We start from the raw sequence: 16,684 nt of genomic DNA on the forward strand, positions 1-16,684 counted from the left end.
TCGCATTTTTGCCTGCAATTTACCGGCTCATGGCAAAGCCAACGCTCTGGCAAGACCGACGACCCCAGCAGCCACCCGTCCTCGTTCGGCAATCAGTCGCGCTTCAGCTTCCACTTGCGCAGTTTGCGAAGCGGACAGCTCCTCCTTGCTGATCGCACCTGCGCGAAACGCATCCGTATCGCGGGCCAAAGCCGCCGCTCGCGCTTTGACCTCGGCCTCGGTGCGAGCATAGGCCTGGCGTGCGGTCATCAGCGCTGCCTGCCCGCTTTCCACGTCAGCCGTGGCGCGCAGGACAGTCTCACGGTATGCCGCCAGCATCTCGCGATGCCGACCGCGCGCCGAAGCCACTTGCGCATCGATCCGCTCGAAGTCGAACAGGCGCCAGCGCAGGCCGACTGCACCCTGGATCGCGACAGAATCTCCGGTGAACAGTTCGCCGAAGCGATTGCTCTGCACTCCGATCAGCCCCCCGATCGAAATGCTTGGCCAGTATTCGGCGAGCGCGGCCCCGATCGCGGCATTGCTGGCCACCAGACGGGCCTCAGCCATTGCAACGTCAGGCCTTGCCCTGAGCACTGATGCCGGCAATCCACCTACAGGATCCGCGGAAAGGACTGGCATTTGCCCTGCCAGATCAAGCGGGAGTGAGGGCGAACGGCCCACAAGGACCGCGATCTGCGCTCTTTCCGCCTCCACCCTCGCCTCGATTTCCGGAAGGGCGGCGGCCGCCTGCTCAGCCAGCGCCGAGGTTCGCTCGGCATCTGCCAGGGACGCAGCGCCAGCAGTCTGCCGCGCCTGCATGATCGCGGCGCGGTCTCGCGCTTCCCGGGCCAGGACAGCAAGCGCGCGGCCCTGCGCCTCAGCTGTCCGAAGCCGAAAGTAAGCCTGCGCCAGTTCAGCTGTGACCGCAAGCCGTGCCGCCTGCACGCCGGCTTCGGCCTCCACTAGGCTGGCGCGGGCTGCTTCCTGACGGCGGCGTATACCGCCGGCCAAGTCGAGATCCCACGAACCATTCAGCGTCGCGCTCCCGCTATCGACTGTTCGTGGCAGGTCCGGCACGTAGCGGGACAACTGCCCGAGGCCCGAGTTAAGCGACTGCTGTGCCCGTGCGGCAGTGCCATTCGCTTCGACCACCGGCAAGCGCGCCGCACCTGCCGCAGCTGCCGCAGCACGCGCTTGGTCGACGCGTGCCAGCGCCTGCTCGATCGTCAGGTTTCCGGCCTGTGCTTCGTTCTGAAGCCGGTCGAGTACCGGGTCGCGAAAGGCCTTCCACCAGGGCTCGGAAGATGCAGCGCCGCTGGCCACGGGCTGCCGCCACGCCGGCGCAATCTGCACCTCGGGCGGAGCGTAGTCCGGGCCGACCGTGCATGCCGCAAGAAAACTGCAAGCACAGGCAAGGCCAAGGAACCGTCGCAGCGTCATGCTGGAAGTCCTTCCGGAGTGGCGACGGTTTTTTCCGGTCTTCCACCCGCGCCCTTGCCGGCGAGAAGAAGATACATGACCGGCGTTGCAATGCGGGCAAGCAAGGTCGACGAAACGAGCCCGCCGATCATGGCAATGGCCATGGGCGAAAACAGGCCGCTGTTCTCGACGGCAAGGGGCAGCAGGCCGCCGATCGCCGTGACCGAAGTCAATAGTACCGGCAGGAAGCGAAGTTCGCCTGCTCGCTCCACGGCTTCGCGGACCGGCAGGCCGTCGCGTTCGAGCTGCTCGGTGAAATCGACCAGCAGGATCGAATTCTTGATCTCGATGCCTACCAGCGCAATCAGCCCGACTGCTGCAGTGAACGACAACGAATTGCCCGTAAGCCAGAGCGCGACGATGGCGCCGAGAAAGCCGAATGGTACGATCCCCGCGACCACGGCCACGGTACGGAAGCGCCCGAATTCGAGGACCAGCACGGCGAGAATGCCCAGCGATGATACGACGATGGCCGGGACGAGACCTGCAAAGCTGCGCGAGGACGTCTCAGCCTCACCGCCGAGCGAAATGCTGTAGCCGGGCGGCAGGTCGACCTCGGCCTTCACCCGGTCAAGGACTTGCGCGGTTGCCTTCGAGACCAGCACGCCGGGGGCCGTGTAAGCCGTAAGCGTGACCATCCGCGCCCGGCGCAGGCGGTCAATCCGTGCCGCCTCGGAGCGAAGTTCCGGCGTAGCGAGGGCTGACAGAGGCGCGCTGGCGCCAGCCTTGGTCGGCACGAAGATCTGTCCGAGCTGGGCTAGCTCGCTGCGGCCAGCATTGGGCAAGCGTACTGTCACGACATAGTCGTCGCCATCGGCATCGCGGAAGCTCGCCACGGAACTGCCTGACAGAGCTGTGCGGACGGCATCGCGGATTGCACCCGGAGCAACGCCGAGTGCGGATGCTGCCGCTTCATCCACCGCAAGGTGCAGGTCTGTGCGGGGCTGGCGCAGCGGATTGCCGATGTCGCGAACACCGGGAACATCCGCCATGACCGCCTCTGCCTTGCGAGACAGGGCCGCCAGACGGGCAACGTCAGGCCCGGAAATACGCACGACGATCGGCGCCTCGATCTCGGGCCCGTTCACGAACGTGACGATGCTGATGCGCGCACCGGGATAGCTGTCGAAGCGGCGGCGCAGGTCAGCCAGCAGCGCTTCGGACTTGCCCGGCTCCCAAGCCTTGAGCCCGACGGCGACTTCGCCGAACGCGGGGTCGGTCTCGCGCTGCGCCACGTTATAGTAGAGTTGCGGGTTGCCACGGCCGACATTGGCCGATGTCCAGCGCACTTCGGAGCGCGCGGAGACGACGTGCTCCACCCAGCTCACGGCCTGATCGGTGCGACGCTGTGCAGTACCTTGCGGCATCTCCACCCGGACCAGAAACTGCGGCGTCTCGGCCGGGGGGAACAGGCTAGACCCAATGACCTTCACCAATGGCAGCGATAGCGCGCACAGCAGCAACAGGCTGATCATCCAGCGTCGCGGCCGGTCGAGCGCACGGTGCAGGACCGGGGCGTAGAAGCGGTGAATGCCGCGCTGGACGGCCTGCAGCAGCCTGTTGCCCTCGGGATGCTCGTCGCGCGAGAGGAGCAAACGCGCGGCAAGCGGCGTCATGGCAAAGGCCACGATCAGCGAGCCAAGAACCGTGGCTATGACTGCGACCGGCAACGAGCGGATGAATTCACCCGAAGCCTCGGAAGAGCAAGGAGCGGCACGAATGCGAACACGAGGCACGCGGTGCAGCCAAGCACTGCCAGCGCGATCTGCCCGGTGCCCTTGATGACTGCCGTGGTGCGGTCCGCCCCTTCGCGCAGCCAGCGGGCGATGTTCTCGACCACCACGATCGCATCGTCGACGAGGATGCCCAGCGCGAGAACAAAGCCGGCAATCGCCAACTGGTTCAGGGTGAAGCCCAAGCCTGCAAGGATGCCAACGCCGATCAGCAGCGAAAGCGGAATAGCGATCATGACCACCCCTGCCGCACGGAGGCCCAGCGGCAGTAAGGTGAGGCTGACCAGGACCAGAGCGATCAGGAAGTCGCGCGTCAGACCTCCTATCCGGTGTTTCACGTTCTCGGACTGGTCGAATCCGCGCACCAACTTTACACCGCCCGGGAGCGTCCGCTCGAAGGCATCGAGTTCGGCATTGATGGCAGCGGACAGGCGCGTCACGTCCTGATTCTTTGCCTGTGTCGCCGTTACCAGCAGGGCCCGCTGGCCGTTGAATCGCGTGATATGATCGTGATCGTCCTGCGCCCACGCCACTTGTGCCACGTTACCGACACGCAATGCCCGGCCATCTCCAGGTAAGACTGGCACTGCGGCAATATCTTCGGGCGAGCGGAAGGCACCCCCGTATTTCACGGTGAACCGGCGCGCAGCAGCATTGACCGCGCCCAAAGGGCTCTCCTCGCCGGCCGCACGCAGCGCCTGAGTGACCGCCGTGGGTGACAAGCGCAGCGAGGCTAGCCGTGCCATATCCAGCGACACGCGCATCTCGGTCCGGCCTGCGCCCCAGTAGCGCGCCTCGTTGATCCCCGGAATGGTCCCCAGTCTTTCCCGCAGGCGGTCGGCGACTTTCTCGAGCCGCCGCATCGGAAGATATTCGCTGACCAGGGCCACTTCGACGATCGAAACGTTGATCGGCCGCCCGCGCACGATGTCGAGCCGTTGCAACCCCTGCGGCAAGCTGGCGCGCAGGGCGGAGACCTCGCGTGTCACCTTGTCGTAACTGCTTTCAGGGTTTGTGCCCCAGTTGAACTCGATCCTTGTGACGGAAAGCCCATCGGTGCTGCGCGAGCGCACTTCGCGAATGCCGTCGAGCCGGTAGACCGCATCCTCGACCGGCCGCGTGACCAGTTCCTCCACCTCGCTCGGAGATGCGCCCGGAAGCACCGCGTTGATGATGAAGATTGGCGGATCGAGTTGCGGATCCTCGGTCCGCGGTATGGTCAACAGCGCCGCGAGACCGAGTGCAGCAAGCAGCACTATAGCCACCAGTGTGAACTGCCAGCGCGCAAGAGCAAAGGCCGCAGGATTGAAGCTCATCTGGCGTCCACCCGCACCTTCTGACCATCACGAACGAAGCCTGCACCGGCCGTGATCACGCGTGCCGACGCGGGGAGGCCTTCAACCTCGAGCATGTCGCCAATGAAGCCGTGCAAGGTGATGGCATGCAGACGTGCAATGCCGCGGGCCGGGTCCACCACCAGCACATGCCCGTTGCGGCCGTTCGCGTCCAATAAGGCTTCTGCCGGGATATAGAGGCGCCCGGACGCCTGCGCGCTGCTGGACGTCAGGGAAACGCTGCCGGTCAATCCGCTTGCTACACCGGGACTGGCGGGCAGGCCGATATCGACATCGAGCGTACCGGTGACAGGGTCCACCGCGCTACCCTTGCGCAAGACCTTGCCGGAAATCTCACCCATACCTGCAAGCGTGAGCAGGACCGGCCTGCCCGGGGCAATGCCTGCAGCGCGTGCAGGAGTGACCGCGGCGCGGGCAATGAGCGGGCTGTTGACATCCGCCATACGCAGCACCGGTTCGCCCGGAGCGACCGTTTCGCCAGCCTCATGCATCCGGGCGAGTATCAATCCCCGGAACGGTGCCCGCGCCACAGTGGAAGCCCTGTCATAGCGCGCGGCGCGTAGCACTGCCTGCGCCGCCGCCAGCGCGGACTGTAAATCCTGCTGCTGCGCTTCCGATATTGCGCCCGCTGGGAGAAGCGTTGCGTTCCGGCGCACAGCCCTCTCGAGTTGCGCGACGTCTGCTGCTGCCCGTTGTTCGCTGGATACCTGCAGTGTCGGGTCAATCTCTGCGAGAACGGCTCCTGCCGCGACTCGATCCCCGGGGTGCACCGGAAGCGCGGTCAGCGTGCCGCCGACCCTTAGCGATATCATCGCCTCTCGGTCGTAAATTACGCGGACCGGATACCGTTCGGCGCCTCGACTGTCTTGGGCACCCGGCAAACTGCGAGGCAGTGCCGCCTCGACCATTGCGATCTGATCGGCATTATTGGCGGTGGTCGGCGAACAAGACGCAACCAGACCTGCGCTGGCAATCGCTAGAGCGCCGAAACAAGGCGTTGGTACGCGCAGCATTAGGTTCGACTCCGAAACCTATCATTGATAGCCGATCAGTGATAGGTTGACGCACGGAGGTCAAGTGGCAAAAGGAGCGTATGGCGCCACCAGCGAAATCAACGCGGTCTGCAGACCGGCGTGAGCAGATCCTTGATGAGGCGCAACGCCTGTTTCTCGAGCATGGCCTCGACAGCACCACCACCCGACAAATCGCCTTGGCTGTAGGTATCAGTCAGCCGTCATTGTACGCGCATTTTGCCAGTCGGGACGCGATTGCTGTCGAGCTCTGCATTCGGGCTTTCGGCTTTCTTGAACGCCGGCTTCGCTCTGTTGATCAGTCGTTGCCCTCTGCTCAGCGTCTACGCGAACTATGCCGAGCTTATATCCAGTTTGGTCTAGAAGAGCCCGCAGCGTATCGCGTAGCGTTCATGGCCGAGATCGCTGTCGACGAGGAAAGCGGGATGCACCGCGGGCTTGAGGCTGGGCTCGCGACTTTTTCCATCTTGCGAGAAGCAATGACGGCTCATTTGGGCAACGCGAATGAAGCAGAAGTAGCTGCCCAAAGTGTGTGGGCTGGCATTCACGGGCTTGTCGCAATCTTCCTGACCCGGCCGGAATTTCCCTTCATCGAGCCCGGGAAGCTGATTGAAACGCACCTCGATCGTCTCTTGGCTACCCACTCGTCTTCGGCAGCGTAAACCAAGTTCGCCATACATGCCTGTACGGCCCGCCCCGACTTACCAGTGTGTGAGAAATTGCAATTCAGCTTCAATTGCAACCCACGCCGGATGTCACATAGGATGATCAATTACCGCTTCCAGCTGGTTGCCGAATCCATACAATGTTCGTATGGTCACTCCGACTGTCTCGCACAAATCCAGTTTACGGCGCAGTCTAGCAATATGGGTGTCAAGAGTGCGGGAGTGGACATCAACTCCAGTGCCCCAAACTCGTTCAAGAAGATAGCTTCGAGACAAAGGCCGGTTTGGGTTAGGCTCAGGATCTGTAATTGCAGAGCTGGGCGGTGTGATCCCTTGAGGGTTTCATGGATCTGTCCGCACTGACCGAGCCGGAGCCTGGTCGTGCTGTATCGGGTCTCACAGAGGCGAACGTTGCATTGACTCGAAGCGGGCTTTGCTGCCCATCTGACTACCTTCGCAGATCGTTCGTCCCTGCGTTCCCTCTCGGGACACCGCCCTCGGATCAGCTTTGACGCTTCACCGCTGGCAAGCAGGTTCTATCCTATTTCACGCCTGGAACAAAGTCCCGTCGCGCAGCATGGCATGCATGATGACCGCGAGGCGACGAGCGAGCGCGACACGGGCCTTCTTCAGGCCGCGGCGCTTCGCAACTTTCATGGCCCATGTCTTCAGCGCGAACGTCTCTTTGCTCCTGGTCAAGATCGAGTTGGCGGCTTCGTAGAGCAGCTTGCGCACCGTGCCATCGCCCTGTTTGGTGATCCTGTCTGTCCAGTCGAGCTCACCCGACTGATGACGTCGGGGCACAAGGCCGAAGTAGGCCCCGGCATTGCGCGATTGTCGGAAACGCCCCGCTTCATCCACTGCAGCGGCGATGGCGGCTGAGGTCTGAACGCCGACACCTGGGATGGTCATCAAGATTTCGCAGGCTTGTGACTGGCTCGCGATGACACGCAGGCGGCGGTCCATTTCCTTGATTTGCTCGACCAGTTCCGCGCGCGCGGACAGCAAGGATGCGATGGCGTCGCCAAGGCCTGGGATGTGGGCGGCCTGCATGATCCGTTCAAGGAAAGCCTTCCCTTGACCTGCGCCGGGCCGATAGCCGAACGTCGCGCAGAGACCGCGGATCGTGTTGTCGAGGCGGACACGCGCTTCCACCAGATGGCTGCGTGCGGTGATCACGCTGCGGACGCCATGCGCTGCAGAGGATTTGACGTGCACCTCCTTGAAGCAGCCGGTGCGGGCCAACTGCGCGAGGCAGGCAGCATCGTGAGGGTCGGTCTTGTTCGCCTTCATTGCTTTGAGGCTCTGGTGCGCTTGGCGGGCATCGATGCACACCACCGGGGCACCCAGTTCACGCAGACCAAGGCAAATCGCCGGCGACATGCGGCCCGTTTCGGTCACCGCCCGCTCGATTGGACCGTATCGCTCCAGCATCATGGCGATCGCTTCCGGAGAGCTTTCCACTTTCTCCGACACGACCTTCCGACCATTGTCATCAACGATGCAGACCTGCGTGGATTCCATCGACAAGTCCAATCCGGCATAGTGCTTCATGGCTGCTTCCTTCCTTCAGGATTCGACAACCAGAAGTGTGCGCCCCAACCAAGCTCCGAGGGAAGCACCCGCAATTACGCGATGACTCACTGATCACAGCCAGAAGAGCACGGTGGCGGCGAGAGCGAGTGCGGCGAAGTAAACGGTTGGGCATCGGTCGTAGCGGGTAGCGACACGACGCCAATCCTTGAGGCGGCCAAACATGATCTCGATGCGGTTGCGGCGTTTGTATCGGCGCTTATCGTATTTGACGGGCATGGAACGGGATTTTCGGCCCGGAATGCACGGCTTTATGCCCTTTTGCTCGAGTGCGTCCCTGAACCATTCGGCATCATAGCCCCGATCGGCCAGCATCCACTGCGCCTTGGGTAGATCATCGAGCAGGGCCGCTGCGCCGGTGTAATCGCTGATTTGGCCGGCCGTGATGAAGAAGCTCAGGGGCGGCCGTTGGCATCGGTTATCGCGTGAAGCTTGGTGTTCATGCCACCCTTGGTCCGTCCGATCAGACGCCCGAGATCCCCTTTTTTACCCCAAGGCTGGAAGCCGTGCGGTGAGCCTTGAGATAGGTCGCGTCGATCATGAGTGTCTGAGGTTCGGCCCTCTGGGCGGACAGGCCTTCCATCATCCGGCCAAACACCCCCATCGCGCCCCACCGTTTCCAGCGGTTATACAATGTCTTGTGTGGCCCATACTCCCTTGGCGCATCCCGCCAGCGCAGGCCGTTCCGGTTGACGAAGATGATCCCACTCAGAACCCGCCGGTCGTCAACCCGCGGCTTGCCGTGGCTCTTGGGGAAATACGGCGAAAGGCGAGCCATCTGCTCGTCCGTCAGCCAGTACAGGTCGCTCATGCTCAGTCTCCTCGCGGAGCCTGAATCACATCCCCCTCAGCCAATCAATGGGTCCTGAGCCTAGCAATCGCCCCCGGTGCTTGGTCTCATCGCATGCGCCGTCCTGGCGGGTAATCCGTTGCGATTCCGGTCATGTCCAACGGGATGGTGCGAGAAGGCTTGGCTGGCCGGGTGGCCACCGTCCCTGATATGCCACGGTTCGCATGCGAGGAACGGCAGGGCAGCAGATCAGGTCAAAAGGACTTGCCGCCCGGTTATATTTCGATATCAATATATCTCCGTGACCGGCGCGTGATGCGCGAGACGCCAGAAGCGATCTCAGATCAGGCCTGCGGAACGGATACTCGCCATGGCAAATGGCGGATGAATGGGTGAGGATTGGCATGGTGGATACCGCAGTGACCGGGCTTGCCACGCTAGGCAAGGCACAGACAACCGCACATTATCGCAAGCCGGCCAAGCACACCGCTGCCTGTGCCACAGGGGGCATCCGATGACAGCCATCACTCTCAATGTGAACGGCGCTTCCCACGCGATCGATGTCGAGGACCGCACGCTGCTGGTCCACGCCCTGCGCGACACTCTGCGGCTTACCGGTGCGCACATCGGCTGCGATACGAGCCAGTGCGGTGCATGCACGGTCCACATCGATGGGCGCGCCGTGAAGAGCTGCACCGTTCTGGCCGCGCAGGCGGTCGACAGTGAAATACGCACGATCGAAGGGCTGGCAAAGGGTGCCGACCTCCATCCGATGCAGGCGGCGTTCCGCGAACATCACGGGCTGCAATGCGGCTTCTGCACGCCGGGCATGATCATGATGGCGGTCGATATCGCCCGCCGCCATCCCCGGCCGGACGATGCCACCGTCCGTGCGGAGCTTGAAGGCAACCTGTGCCGCTGCACCGGGTATCACAACATCGTCAAGGCGGTGATTGCCGGTGCCGCCGCGATGGAGGGACTGGCATGAACGCCGCACCTTCTACCACCGCGAAGTTCGGGCAATCGGTAAAGCGTGTCGAGGATTCCCGGCTGATAACCGGCAACGGGCGCTACGTGGACGATCTTCTGCTGCCGGGGCAGACTTACGCGGCCTTCGTGCGGTCAGCCCACGCCCATGCCCGCATCGCGTCGATCGACACATCGTCTGCGGCGCAAATGCCGGGTGTCGTGCGCATATTGACCGGACAGGATCTGGTCGATGCCGGTCTCGCGCCCCTACCCTGCGGCTGGAATCTCGATTCCGTCGATGGCACTCCTGCGAGGGTGGCGGTTCATCGCGCGCTGGCCACTGATGCCGTCCGCTTTGTGGGTGAGCCGGTGGCGCTGGTCATCGCCGAAACGCGCAACCAGGCCCGTGACGCCGCCGATGCCGTCTTCGTCAACTATGAGGAGTTGCCGACGGTCGTAGACCTGCGCGCCGCCATCGCTCCTGACGCGCCGCAGCTTCATGCCGACATTCCGCAGAACCGGGCCTTCACCTGGGGCATCGGCGATGCCGCGCAGGTAGATGCCGCTTTCGCCCGCGCCTCGCACAAGGTCGGCATCGAACTGCGCAACAACCGGCTCGTCCCCAATGCGATGGAACCGCGCGCCATAAACGCCGAGTGGCGCACCTTCGACCGTTCGATGACGATCCATCTGACGCACCAGAATCCGATCGGGATGCGGGTGATGTTCATGATGCTGCTCGGCCTGGAAAGCGAGAACCATCTCCGCGTCGTCTCTCCGGATGTCGGCGGCGGTTTCGGATCGAAGGCCCCCGCCTATCCCGAAGAACTTGCCGTCGCCTTCGCTGCGCGCGCCGTTGGCAGGCCGGTGAAATGGACTGCGGAACGCACCGAATCCTTTCTCACCGATGCCCACGGGCGCGACCACATCACCACGGCCGAACTGGCGCTGGACGATCAGGGCCATTTCCTGGCGATCAGGGTTCACACGCTGGCGAATTTCGGAGCCTACGTCTCGACATCGAACGCGCTCGTCGTTTCCTACATGTATGCCACGATGCTGACCGGGCAGTACAACATCCCGGCGGCGCACGCGCTGGTCGAGGGTATCTACACCAATACCTGCCCGGTCGATGCCTACCGCGGTGCCGGACGGCCGGAGGCTGCCTATCTGATCGAACGGCTGGCGAATCTGGCTGCGCAGGAGATCGGCGTCGATCAGGCCGAGATCCGGCGGCGCAATTTCATTCGCACCTTCCCGCACCAGACGCCGCTGGTCTATTGCTATGACAGCGGCGATTACGAAGGCTGCCTTGATGCGGCGTTGCGGCTTGCCGACTATGCCGGTTTCGAAAGCCGCCGGGCAGAGGCGCGAGCGCGCGGGAAACTGCGCGGCATAGGCCTTTCGGCCTATGTCGAGGCCTGCGGCATCGGCCCGTCCCGATTGCTCGCCAGCCTGGGCGGCGCGGGCTCAATGTGGGAATCGTGCGAAATCCGGGTGCAACCGGCAGGTTCGGTGGAAGTGCTCACCGGCGCGCACAACCACGGACAGGGCCACCAGACGGTCTATGCCCAGCTCGTTTCCGAACGCTTCGGCATCCCGATGGATCGCATCACGGTGATCCAGGGCGATACCGATCGCATCCAGGCCGGCACCGGAACCTATGGGTCAAGAGCGTCTGTCGGCCTGTCGGCGGCGGCGCGATCGTGCGACAAGATCATCAGCAAGGGGCGCGAGATCGTCGCCTGCATGCTCGGGGTAGAGCCGGATCAGGTCGATTTCGAGGACGGCATCTATTCGAGCGCGGCCACCAACCAGACCGTCGCCTTTGCCGAGATGGCCCATGCCGCACATGCTGCAGCCAGCTTCCCGACCGACCGGATCGAACCCGGCCTTGTCGCCACCACCTTCTTCGATCCGCCCAACTTCACCTATCCGGCCGGGGTTCATGTCTGCGAGGTGGAGATCGACCCCGAAACCGGCGTGACCGAAGTGGTGGCGTTCAACGCGGCTGACGATTTCGGTACCGTCGCCAACCCGATGATCGTGGAGGGACAAGTCCACGGCGGGGTCACGCAGGGCATTGGCCAGGCACTGTGGGAAAATGCGGTCTATGATCCCGAAACCGCCCAGTTGCTGACCGCATCCTACATGGACTACGGCATGCCACGCGCCGACAGTCTGCCGGAGTTCGGACTCACCTTCTGGCCCTCGCCCACGCCGGTAAATCCGCTGGGCATGAAAGGGTGCGGCGAAGCGGGGGCAATCGGTTCTCCGCCCGCAGTCATCAATGCCGTGTGCGATGCGCTCGGCATCGCTCACATGGACATGCCCGCCTCGCCCGAAAAGATCTGGCGGATTTGCCGGCAACGGTCGGAGATGGCCTGATGTACGAACTTGCCTATGTCCGTCCGCAATCGCTGACCGATGCCCTGGCGATGCTGGCGCAGGATGATGGTGCCCAGGCGCTTTCGGGCGGGCAGACCCTGATGCCGGTGCTGCGTGCGCGTCTTGCGATGCCGACCCGGCTGGTCGATCTTGCGCGGCTGCACGAACTCGCCGGGATCACGCCTGCCGGCGATGGCATTGAGATCGGCGCGGCGACGACCCATCACGATGTGTCGACCAGCAGCGCGGTACGCTCTGTGCTGCCCGCGCTGGCCGGGCTGGCAGGCGGGATCGGCGATGCACAGATCCGCCATCGCGGGACCATCGGCGGCTCCATTGCCAACAACGATCCCGCAGCTTGCTATCCCAGTGCGCTGCTGGCGCTGGGGGCCAGCATCACTACCAGCCAGCGCACGCTTGCCGCGCAGGACTTCTTCACCGGCATGTTCAGCACCGCTCTCGAACCCGGAGAGATTGTCAGGAGCATCCGCCTCCCGGCGTGCGACAAGGCAAGATATATCAAGTTCCGCAATCCCGCGTCCCGCTTCGCGCTGGTTGGGGTGTTTGCCGCGCGCCTGCCCGGCGGCTATCGCATCGCCATCACCGGGGGGGCAACGGCGTGTTTCGCTGGCAAGAGGCGGAACAGCACCTCGACAGCGGCGGCAGCGTCTCCGCCATCGCTGAAGAACGGCTGGATATCGGCAACTTCACCGGCGATCTTCACGGCTCGGCCGAATACCGGCGCCACATTGCCGCCGTCACCGTGCGCCAAGCCATCTCGGCCATAACCTGACTTTTCGGACTGACTGCATCATGGAAATCACCGGATCCTATCTCCTGCCTTGCTCACCGGATACCGCATGGAAGGCGCTGAACGACCCCGAGGTGCTGAAGGCGTGCCTCAAGGGTTGCGAATCGCTCGAAAAGACCGGGGAAACCGCGTTTTCCGGCAAGGTCGCTGCAAAGATCGGCCCTGTCAGCGCGCGTTTTTCGGGAACCATGCGCCAGACGGAAATAGATGCGCCGCATTCGTGCCGCATGCAGTTCGAAGGCCAGGGCGGCGTTGCCGGATTTGCCAAGGGCGGTGCGCTTGTCACGCTGGCCTCGCGCGATGGTGGCACGGAATTGACATACGTTGCCGACACGCAGATCGGCGGAAGGCTGGCGCAGATGGGCGCACGGCTGGTGGAAGGCACGGCAAAATCGATGGCCGATGATTTCTTTGGCAAGTTCGCCGCCGCTGTCTCTGCCATGGAACCGGCGGTCGGCGCACCTGCCGAACCGCCAGTATCGCCACCAGCGCCGACCGGTCAGCCTTCGTCGCAGCGATCGTTGCTTGTGCCGTCCCTGATCGCAGCAGTGATCGTGGCGCTGGCGATCATTCTGCTGCGCTAAAGCGGATTCCACCAATTCTGCCCCGCCCTGGCTGGCCCTCGCAGATCAGGCTGCCGCGCGGCTGTCAGGGCCGTGATCGGGATAGGGGCCGAGCAGGACAACCAGCATGGCCCCGGCGAGGAACAGCACGGCGGCAATCCCGAAGCTTGCCTCATAGCTGGCGGTCCGCTCGAAAATTCGGGAAAACATCGTCGGTGCCGTGGCACTGCCGATCGCCAGCGCGGCATAACTAAACGAATAGATCTGCGGATAACGGCGCAGCCCGAAGTAGCGCACGGTCAGGAAGGCCAGAATATCGAGCTCGGCCCCCGCTGCGATGCCCAGCATCATGCAGGCCCCTGCCAGAATGGCCGGATTGTCCGATCCATTGAGCACGAGGCAGGCGAACGCGGGCAAGATCAGGGCACCACAGGCCACCATCGGAGCCCAGAACCGGTCCATCAGAAAGCCTGACGCAATTCTGCCGGGAATCATCCCCACGGCAAAGAAGCTGGCGATGCTGGCTGCATCGGCAGCATCGAAGCCGCGATCGGACAGGGCGGGCACCAGGTTCGGGCTGACCCCGGAAATGGCAAGATAGCCGCACAGGATCGAAGCGGTCAGAAACCAGAACCTCCGGTCGGTCAGCGCCTCGCGCACGTCAAACCCGGATTGCTCCTTTGCGGGATGGTATGAATGTCCGGCCTGCCCGCGCGGCAGGAACAGCCAGACGACGGGCAAGGCCACGATCACCGGAATGGCCGCTACCAGGCGCAGCGCCCCGGCCCATCCCAGTTCCGGGACTGCGTTGGCGATAAGGATTGGCAGCAACAACGCGACAAGCGCCGTTCCAACCAGGGCAAGGCCCAGCGCCGCACCGCGCGCGCGATCGAACGTGGCTGCGATGACTCGCGACCACAACACCGGATTCGAACCGGCTCCGAGAATGGCCGCCAGCGCATATCCTGCCCAGAATTGCCCCAGGCTGTCCGCCATCGAGGCTATAGTCAGCCCGGTGGATACCCCTACCAGCGAAGGGATCGCAACCCTGCGAGGACCGAAGCGCCCGATGAGCCAGCCAACGACCGGCGATGTCAGCGCTCCGATCCCGGAACTGAACAGGATGGCCAGCTGAATGTCGGATCGGGTCCAGCCCATGGCGGTCTCGATCGGCTTCGTCAGTGGTCCGATCGAATAGAACGGCAGCGCCACCGCGCTGCTGCCCACTCCCACCGCACAGGCCACAAGGACAAGCCAGCCAGCGCGCAGTTCCGCGCCGACCGTGCCTTCACGCATCACGCCTCGCCGCTCCATTCGCGCAATGTCGGTGTAGCAAGGAACAGGCGCGGTCCCGAAGCGACAAAATGAGATGTGTCATGCACCACCTCGTCCCTCCCGCGATCGCTGTCGAAAAAGCCTTCGATCAGGGCCTTGCGATCGGGAAAGCGCAGTTCCGGCAGGCCGCGCGCCGGGGGACAATCGGGCGTGATCGCACGGGTGATCCAGTTCTGGATATAGCGCGAGGCACCGACGTGCACTTTCTCGGCCAGGGCGGCGTGGTGTGCCCAGCACCGCTTCGCGGCCGGATCGGGCAGATCGGCATGGAACATCAGGCGTCCCAGCAATGTGATCGCCTCGTCCTCCTCCCCCTGACGCGCGCGGCGGAACCGCTCGGTCGGCTCCACCTGCCAGGCATGCAGGCAGTCTGCGCCGGAAACCGCAGTGAAATCGGGAACGCCCGCGGCATCGTCCCAGATCGCCGCGGCATCGTAAAGAGCGCTGTTGCTCATCGGGTCGGGATCGGACGGTGGCCGGTAGGCGCTGCCCACGGGCGATTCGATCACGCGCAACAGCCGCGGCGGCTGCCCGCCGCCCGTGGTCGCCGCAGCCAGCCCGGCCCAATCGACCGGGGCGCCATCGGCAAAGCGGACAAGTGCAATGATCTTCATGTCAGGCCCCGCCAGAAATCGAGGGATTGGAACCGGTCAGACAAGCTCGTCCAGCATGTCCTTGCTGAACTTGCGCAACTCTTCGGCGCGTCCGGCGCGGACCAGGTCCACCCAGTCGGGATTGGCGATCAGGCCCCGGCCAATCGCCACCAGATCCCAGTCGCCGGCCTCCAGGCCCTGTTCCAGCAGGGCGATGTGATCCAGCGAGAGGTTGGCGCGGACTTTGCCGTCCGGTTCCTTGAAGTCCGTATCGAGAGTGACCGAACCGACCGCGATCGTCGGTTTGCCCGACAGCGCCCTGACCCAGCCGGAAAGGCTGCGTCGATCACCTTCGAATTCGGGTTCCCAGAAGCGGCGGGTTGAACAGTGATAGACATCGGTTCCTGCAAGCGCGAGCGGTTCGACCATCCGGGCGAGCATGGCGGGCGACGTGACCATGCGCGCACCGTAATCGAGCTGCTTCCATTGCGAAATCCGCAGGGAAATGATGAAGCCGGGTGGCGTGGCGGCGCGTATTGCGCGGATGAGTTCGATGGCAAATGTCAGCCGCGCCTCGGGCGAGCCGCCATATCGATCCGAACGCTTGTTCGTGCCTTCCCAGAAGAACTGGTCGACCAGATAGCCATGGGCGGCGTGAATTTCGACGCCATCGAAGCCCGCAGCATCAGCCGTCTGCGCCGCCGAAACGAAGGCGGCGATCGTCGCGTCGATATCCGCCATTGTCATTTCGCGGCCAAAGGGCATTTCCGGCGCCGCAAGGCCGGAGGGGCTAACCCGCTCGACCTGTTCGGGCAGGGATGCGGTCATGCCGATCAGGCTGGGGCAGAATGCCCCGACATGCCAGAGCTGCGCCAGGATGGCGGTGCCATGTTCATGTACAGCATCAACGATGGGGCGCCATGCCGGCACGACGCCTTCTCCATAAAAACGTGGCACGGTCGATCCGAAGCTGCCGGGAACATCGACCGCAACACCTTCGGTGATAATCAGGCCCACTCCACCGGCGGCGCGCCTCGCATAGTATGGCAGGGTGGCTGCGCAGGGCAGGCCCGCGACGGCCTTTTCCCGCGTCATCGGTGCCATGGCGATGCGATTGGACAGGCTGCGCCGGTTCAGATCGATGGGCGAAAGGAGTCTGCTCGCTTGCATGGCGCTACGAATTATATCGATATCGATTTACATACAATGCCCTTGCGCGATCATTTGCAATTCAGCCGAGGCTTGACGGTATCAAACGCCGCATTTCAGCGCCCCCGGATCGATGTTGCATTTCTATCGATATCGATATAAACAACCTGCCGGGAGCAGGGAGAGGCACAGACACGGTGCAGAAAACGAATCGGACGCTAATAGAGAACGGACAGGTCTTTGATGGA

15 protein-coding genes and 1 pseudogene are annotated in these 16,684 nt (G+C 63.5%); 5 read left to right on the top strand and 11 right to left on the bottom strand.

Annotated features, from left to right (window positions below; all coding sequences use genetic code 11):
• Positions 1–27: 27 nt before the first annotated feature.
• From C7W88_RS17980 to C7W88_RS17990, 4 genes are read right to left on the bottom strand one after another with little or no spacing between them, the layout of a single operon-like run.
• Positions 28–1,422 carry an efflux transporter outer membrane subunit gene (locus C7W88_RS17980; protein ID WP_118074964.1) on the bottom strand — a complete coding sequence of 465 codons (1,395 nt, stop codon included), beginning with the start codon at positions 1,420–1,422 and terminating at the stop codon, positions 28–30.
• Positions 1,419–3,131: an efflux RND transporter permease subunit gene (locus tag C7W88_RS24915; RefSeq protein WP_370073276.1), complete on the bottom strand. Its 1,713-nt coding sequence runs from the start codon at positions 3,129–3,131 to the stop codon at positions 1,419–1,421. Before C7W88_RS24915 ends, C7W88_RS17980 begins: the two co-directional genes overlap by 4 nt.
• Positions 3,113–4,510 (bottom strand): efflux RND transporter permease subunit, encoded by a 1,398-nt coding sequence (locus tag C7W88_RS24920; protein WP_370073277.1) that lies wholly within the window; start codon positions 4,508–4,510, stop codon positions 3,113–3,115. Before C7W88_RS24920 ends, C7W88_RS24915 begins: the two co-directional genes overlap by 19 nt.
• Positions 4,507–5,457, bottom strand: a complete 951-nt coding sequence (locus tag C7W88_RS17990) for an efflux RND transporter periplasmic adaptor subunit (RefSeq protein ID WP_162896224.1) — start codon at positions 5,455–5,457, stop codon at positions 4,507–4,509. Before C7W88_RS17990 ends, C7W88_RS24920 begins: the two co-directional genes overlap by 4 nt.
• A 185-nt stretch (positions 5,458–5,642) precedes the next feature.
• Between C7W88_RS17990 and C7W88_RS17995 the strand changes: the two genes are divergently transcribed.
• Positions 5,643–6,242: a TetR/AcrR family transcriptional regulator gene (locus C7W88_RS17995; protein ID WP_118074966.1), complete on the top strand. Its 600-nt coding sequence runs from the start codon at positions 5,643–5,645 to the stop codon at positions 6,240–6,242.
• Between the two features lie 93 nt (positions 6,243–6,335).
• Here the strand turns inward: C7W88_RS17995 and C7W88_RS24925 are convergent, their stop codons facing one another.
• From C7W88_RS24925 to C7W88_RS23970, 4 genes and pseudogenes are all read right to left on the bottom strand, one after another.
• A complete protein-coding gene (locus tag C7W88_RS24925; protein WP_162896225.1) occupies positions 6,336–6,521 on the bottom strand; it encodes a helix-turn-helix domain-containing protein in 186 nt (61 codons plus the stop codon).
• 270 nt (positions 6,522–6,791) lie between these two features.
• The gene (locus C7W88_RS18005; protein ID WP_118074968.1) at positions 6,792–7,799 is read right to left on the bottom strand and encodes an IS110 family transposase; all 1,008 of its coding nucleotides are present in this window, start codon (positions 7,797–7,799) and stop codon (positions 6,792–6,794) included.
• A 93-nt stretch (positions 7,800–7,892) separates the two neighbouring features.
• Positions 7,893–8,255: pseudogene (locus C7W88_RS23965) on the bottom strand (IS5 family transposase); the annotation flags it as partial.
• A gap of 46 nt (positions 8,256–8,301) precedes the next feature.
• Positions 8,302–8,649 carry a transposase gene (locus C7W88_RS23970; RefSeq protein WP_240345076.1) on the bottom strand — a complete coding sequence of 116 codons (348 nt, stop codon included), beginning with the start codon at positions 8,647–8,649 and terminating at the stop codon, positions 8,302–8,304.
• Between the two features lie 493 nt (positions 8,650–9,142).
• Between C7W88_RS23970 and C7W88_RS18015 the strand changes: the two genes are divergently transcribed.
• From C7W88_RS18015 to C7W88_RS18030, 4 genes are read left to right on the top strand one after another with little or no spacing between them, the layout of a single operon-like run.
• Positions 9,143–9,616: a (2Fe-2S)-binding protein gene (locus C7W88_RS18015; protein WP_118074969.1), complete on the top strand. Its 474-nt coding sequence runs from the start codon at positions 9,143–9,145 to the stop codon at positions 9,614–9,616.
• Complete coding sequence (locus tag C7W88_RS18020; protein ID WP_118074970.1) at positions 9,613–11,985, top strand: xanthine dehydrogenase family protein molybdopterin-binding subunit; 2,373 nt, start codon at positions 9,613–9,615, stop codon at positions 11,983–11,985. The genes C7W88_RS18015 and C7W88_RS18020 overlap by 4 nt, the downstream gene beginning before the upstream one ends.
• Positions 11,985–12,773 carry a xanthine dehydrogenase family protein subunit M gene (locus C7W88_RS18025; RefSeq protein ID WP_370073278.1) on the top strand — a complete coding sequence of 263 codons (789 nt, stop codon included), beginning with the start codon at positions 11,985–11,987 and terminating at the stop codon, positions 12,771–12,773. Before C7W88_RS18020 ends, C7W88_RS18025 begins: the two co-directional genes overlap by 1 nt.
• A gap of 25 nt (positions 12,774–12,798) precedes the next feature.
• A complete protein-coding gene (locus tag C7W88_RS18030; RefSeq protein ID WP_118074971.1) occupies positions 12,799–13,380 on the top strand; it encodes a CoxG family protein in 582 nt (193 codons plus the stop codon).
• Between the two features lie 45 nt (positions 13,381–13,425).
• Here the strand turns inward: C7W88_RS18030 and C7W88_RS18035 are convergent, their stop codons facing one another.
• Genes C7W88_RS18035 through C7W88_RS18045 form a run of 3 tightly spaced genes read right to left on the bottom strand, consistent with a single transcriptional unit; the run spans position 13,426 to position 16,457 of the window.
• Positions 13,426–14,655: an MFS transporter gene (locus tag C7W88_RS18035; RefSeq protein ID WP_168905733.1), complete on the bottom strand. Its 1,230-nt coding sequence runs from the start codon at positions 14,653–14,655 to the stop codon at positions 13,426–13,428.
• Complete coding sequence (locus C7W88_RS18040; RefSeq protein WP_118074973.1) at positions 14,655–15,308, bottom strand: hypothetical protein; 654 nt, start codon at positions 15,306–15,308, stop codon at positions 14,655–14,657. Before C7W88_RS18040 ends, C7W88_RS18035 begins: the two co-directional genes overlap by 1 nt.
• Positions 15,309–15,344: 36 nt before the next feature.
• Positions 15,345–16,457 carry a 12-oxophytodienoate reductase gene (locus C7W88_RS18045; protein ID WP_118074974.1) on the bottom strand — a complete coding sequence of 371 codons (1,113 nt, stop codon included), beginning with the start codon at positions 16,455–16,457 and terminating at the stop codon, positions 15,345–15,347.
• Positions 16,458–16,684: the final 227 nt, after the last annotated feature.

It is taken from the genome of Novosphingobium sp. THN1 (assembly GCF_003454795.1).
In the GTDB taxonomy this organism is placed as follows: domain Bacteria; phylum Pseudomonadota; class Alphaproteobacteria; order Sphingomonadales; family Sphingomonadaceae; genus Novosphingobium.

What these genes read in the sequence shown, in the direction of transcription:
- C7W88_RS17980 (WP_118074964.1), bottom strand. Translation starts at nt 1,422, where the DNA reads ATGACGCTGCGACGGTTCCTTGGCCTTGCCTGTGCTTGCAGTTTTCTT.
- C7W88_RS24920 (WP_370073277.1), bottom strand. Translation starts at nt 4,510, where the DNA reads ATGAGCTTCAATCCTGCGGCCTTTGCTCTTGCGCGCTGGCAGTTCACA.
- C7W88_RS17990 (WP_162896224.1), bottom strand. Translation starts at nt 5,457, where the DNA reads ATGGTCGAGGCGGCACTGCCTCGCAGTTTGCCGGGTGCCCAAGACAGT.
- C7W88_RS17995 (WP_118074966.1), top strand. Translation starts at nt 5,643, where the DNA reads ATGGCGCCACCAGCGAAATCAACGCGGTCTGCAGACCGGCGTGAGCAG.
- C7W88_RS18005 (WP_118074968.1), bottom strand. Translation starts at nt 7,799, where the DNA reads ATGAAGCACTATGCCGGATTGGACTTGTCGATGGAATCCACGCAGGTC.
- C7W88_RS23970 (WP_240345076.1), bottom strand. Translation starts at nt 8,649, where the DNA reads ATGAGCGACCTGTACTGGCTGACGGACGAGCAGATGGCTCGCCTTTCG.
- C7W88_RS18015 (WP_118074969.1), top strand. Translation starts at nt 9,143, where the DNA reads ATGACAGCCATCACTCTCAATGTGAACGGCGCTTCCCACGCGATCGAT.
- C7W88_RS18020 (WP_118074970.1), top strand. Translation starts at nt 9,613, where the DNA reads ATGAACGCCGCACCTTCTACCACCGCGAAGTTCGGGCAATCGGTAAAG.
- C7W88_RS18025 (WP_370073278.1), top strand. Translation starts at nt 11,985, where the DNA reads ATGTACGAACTTGCCTATGTCCGTCCGCAATCGCTGACCGATGCCCTG.
- C7W88_RS18030 (WP_118074971.1), top strand. Translation starts at nt 12,799, where the DNA reads ATGGAAATCACCGGATCCTATCTCCTGCCTTGCTCACCGGATACCGCA.
- C7W88_RS18035 (WP_168905733.1), bottom strand. Translation starts at nt 14,655, where the DNA reads ATGCGTGAAGGCACGGTCGGCGCGGAACTGCGCGCTGGCTGGCTTGTC.
- C7W88_RS18040 (WP_118074973.1), bottom strand. Translation starts at nt 15,308, where the DNA reads ATGAAGATCATTGCACTTGTCCGCTTTGCCGATGGCGCCCCGGTCGAT.
- C7W88_RS18045 (WP_118074974.1), bottom strand. Translation starts at nt 16,457, where the DNA reads ATGCAAGCGAGCAGACTCCTTTCGCCCATCGATCTGAACCGGCGCAGC.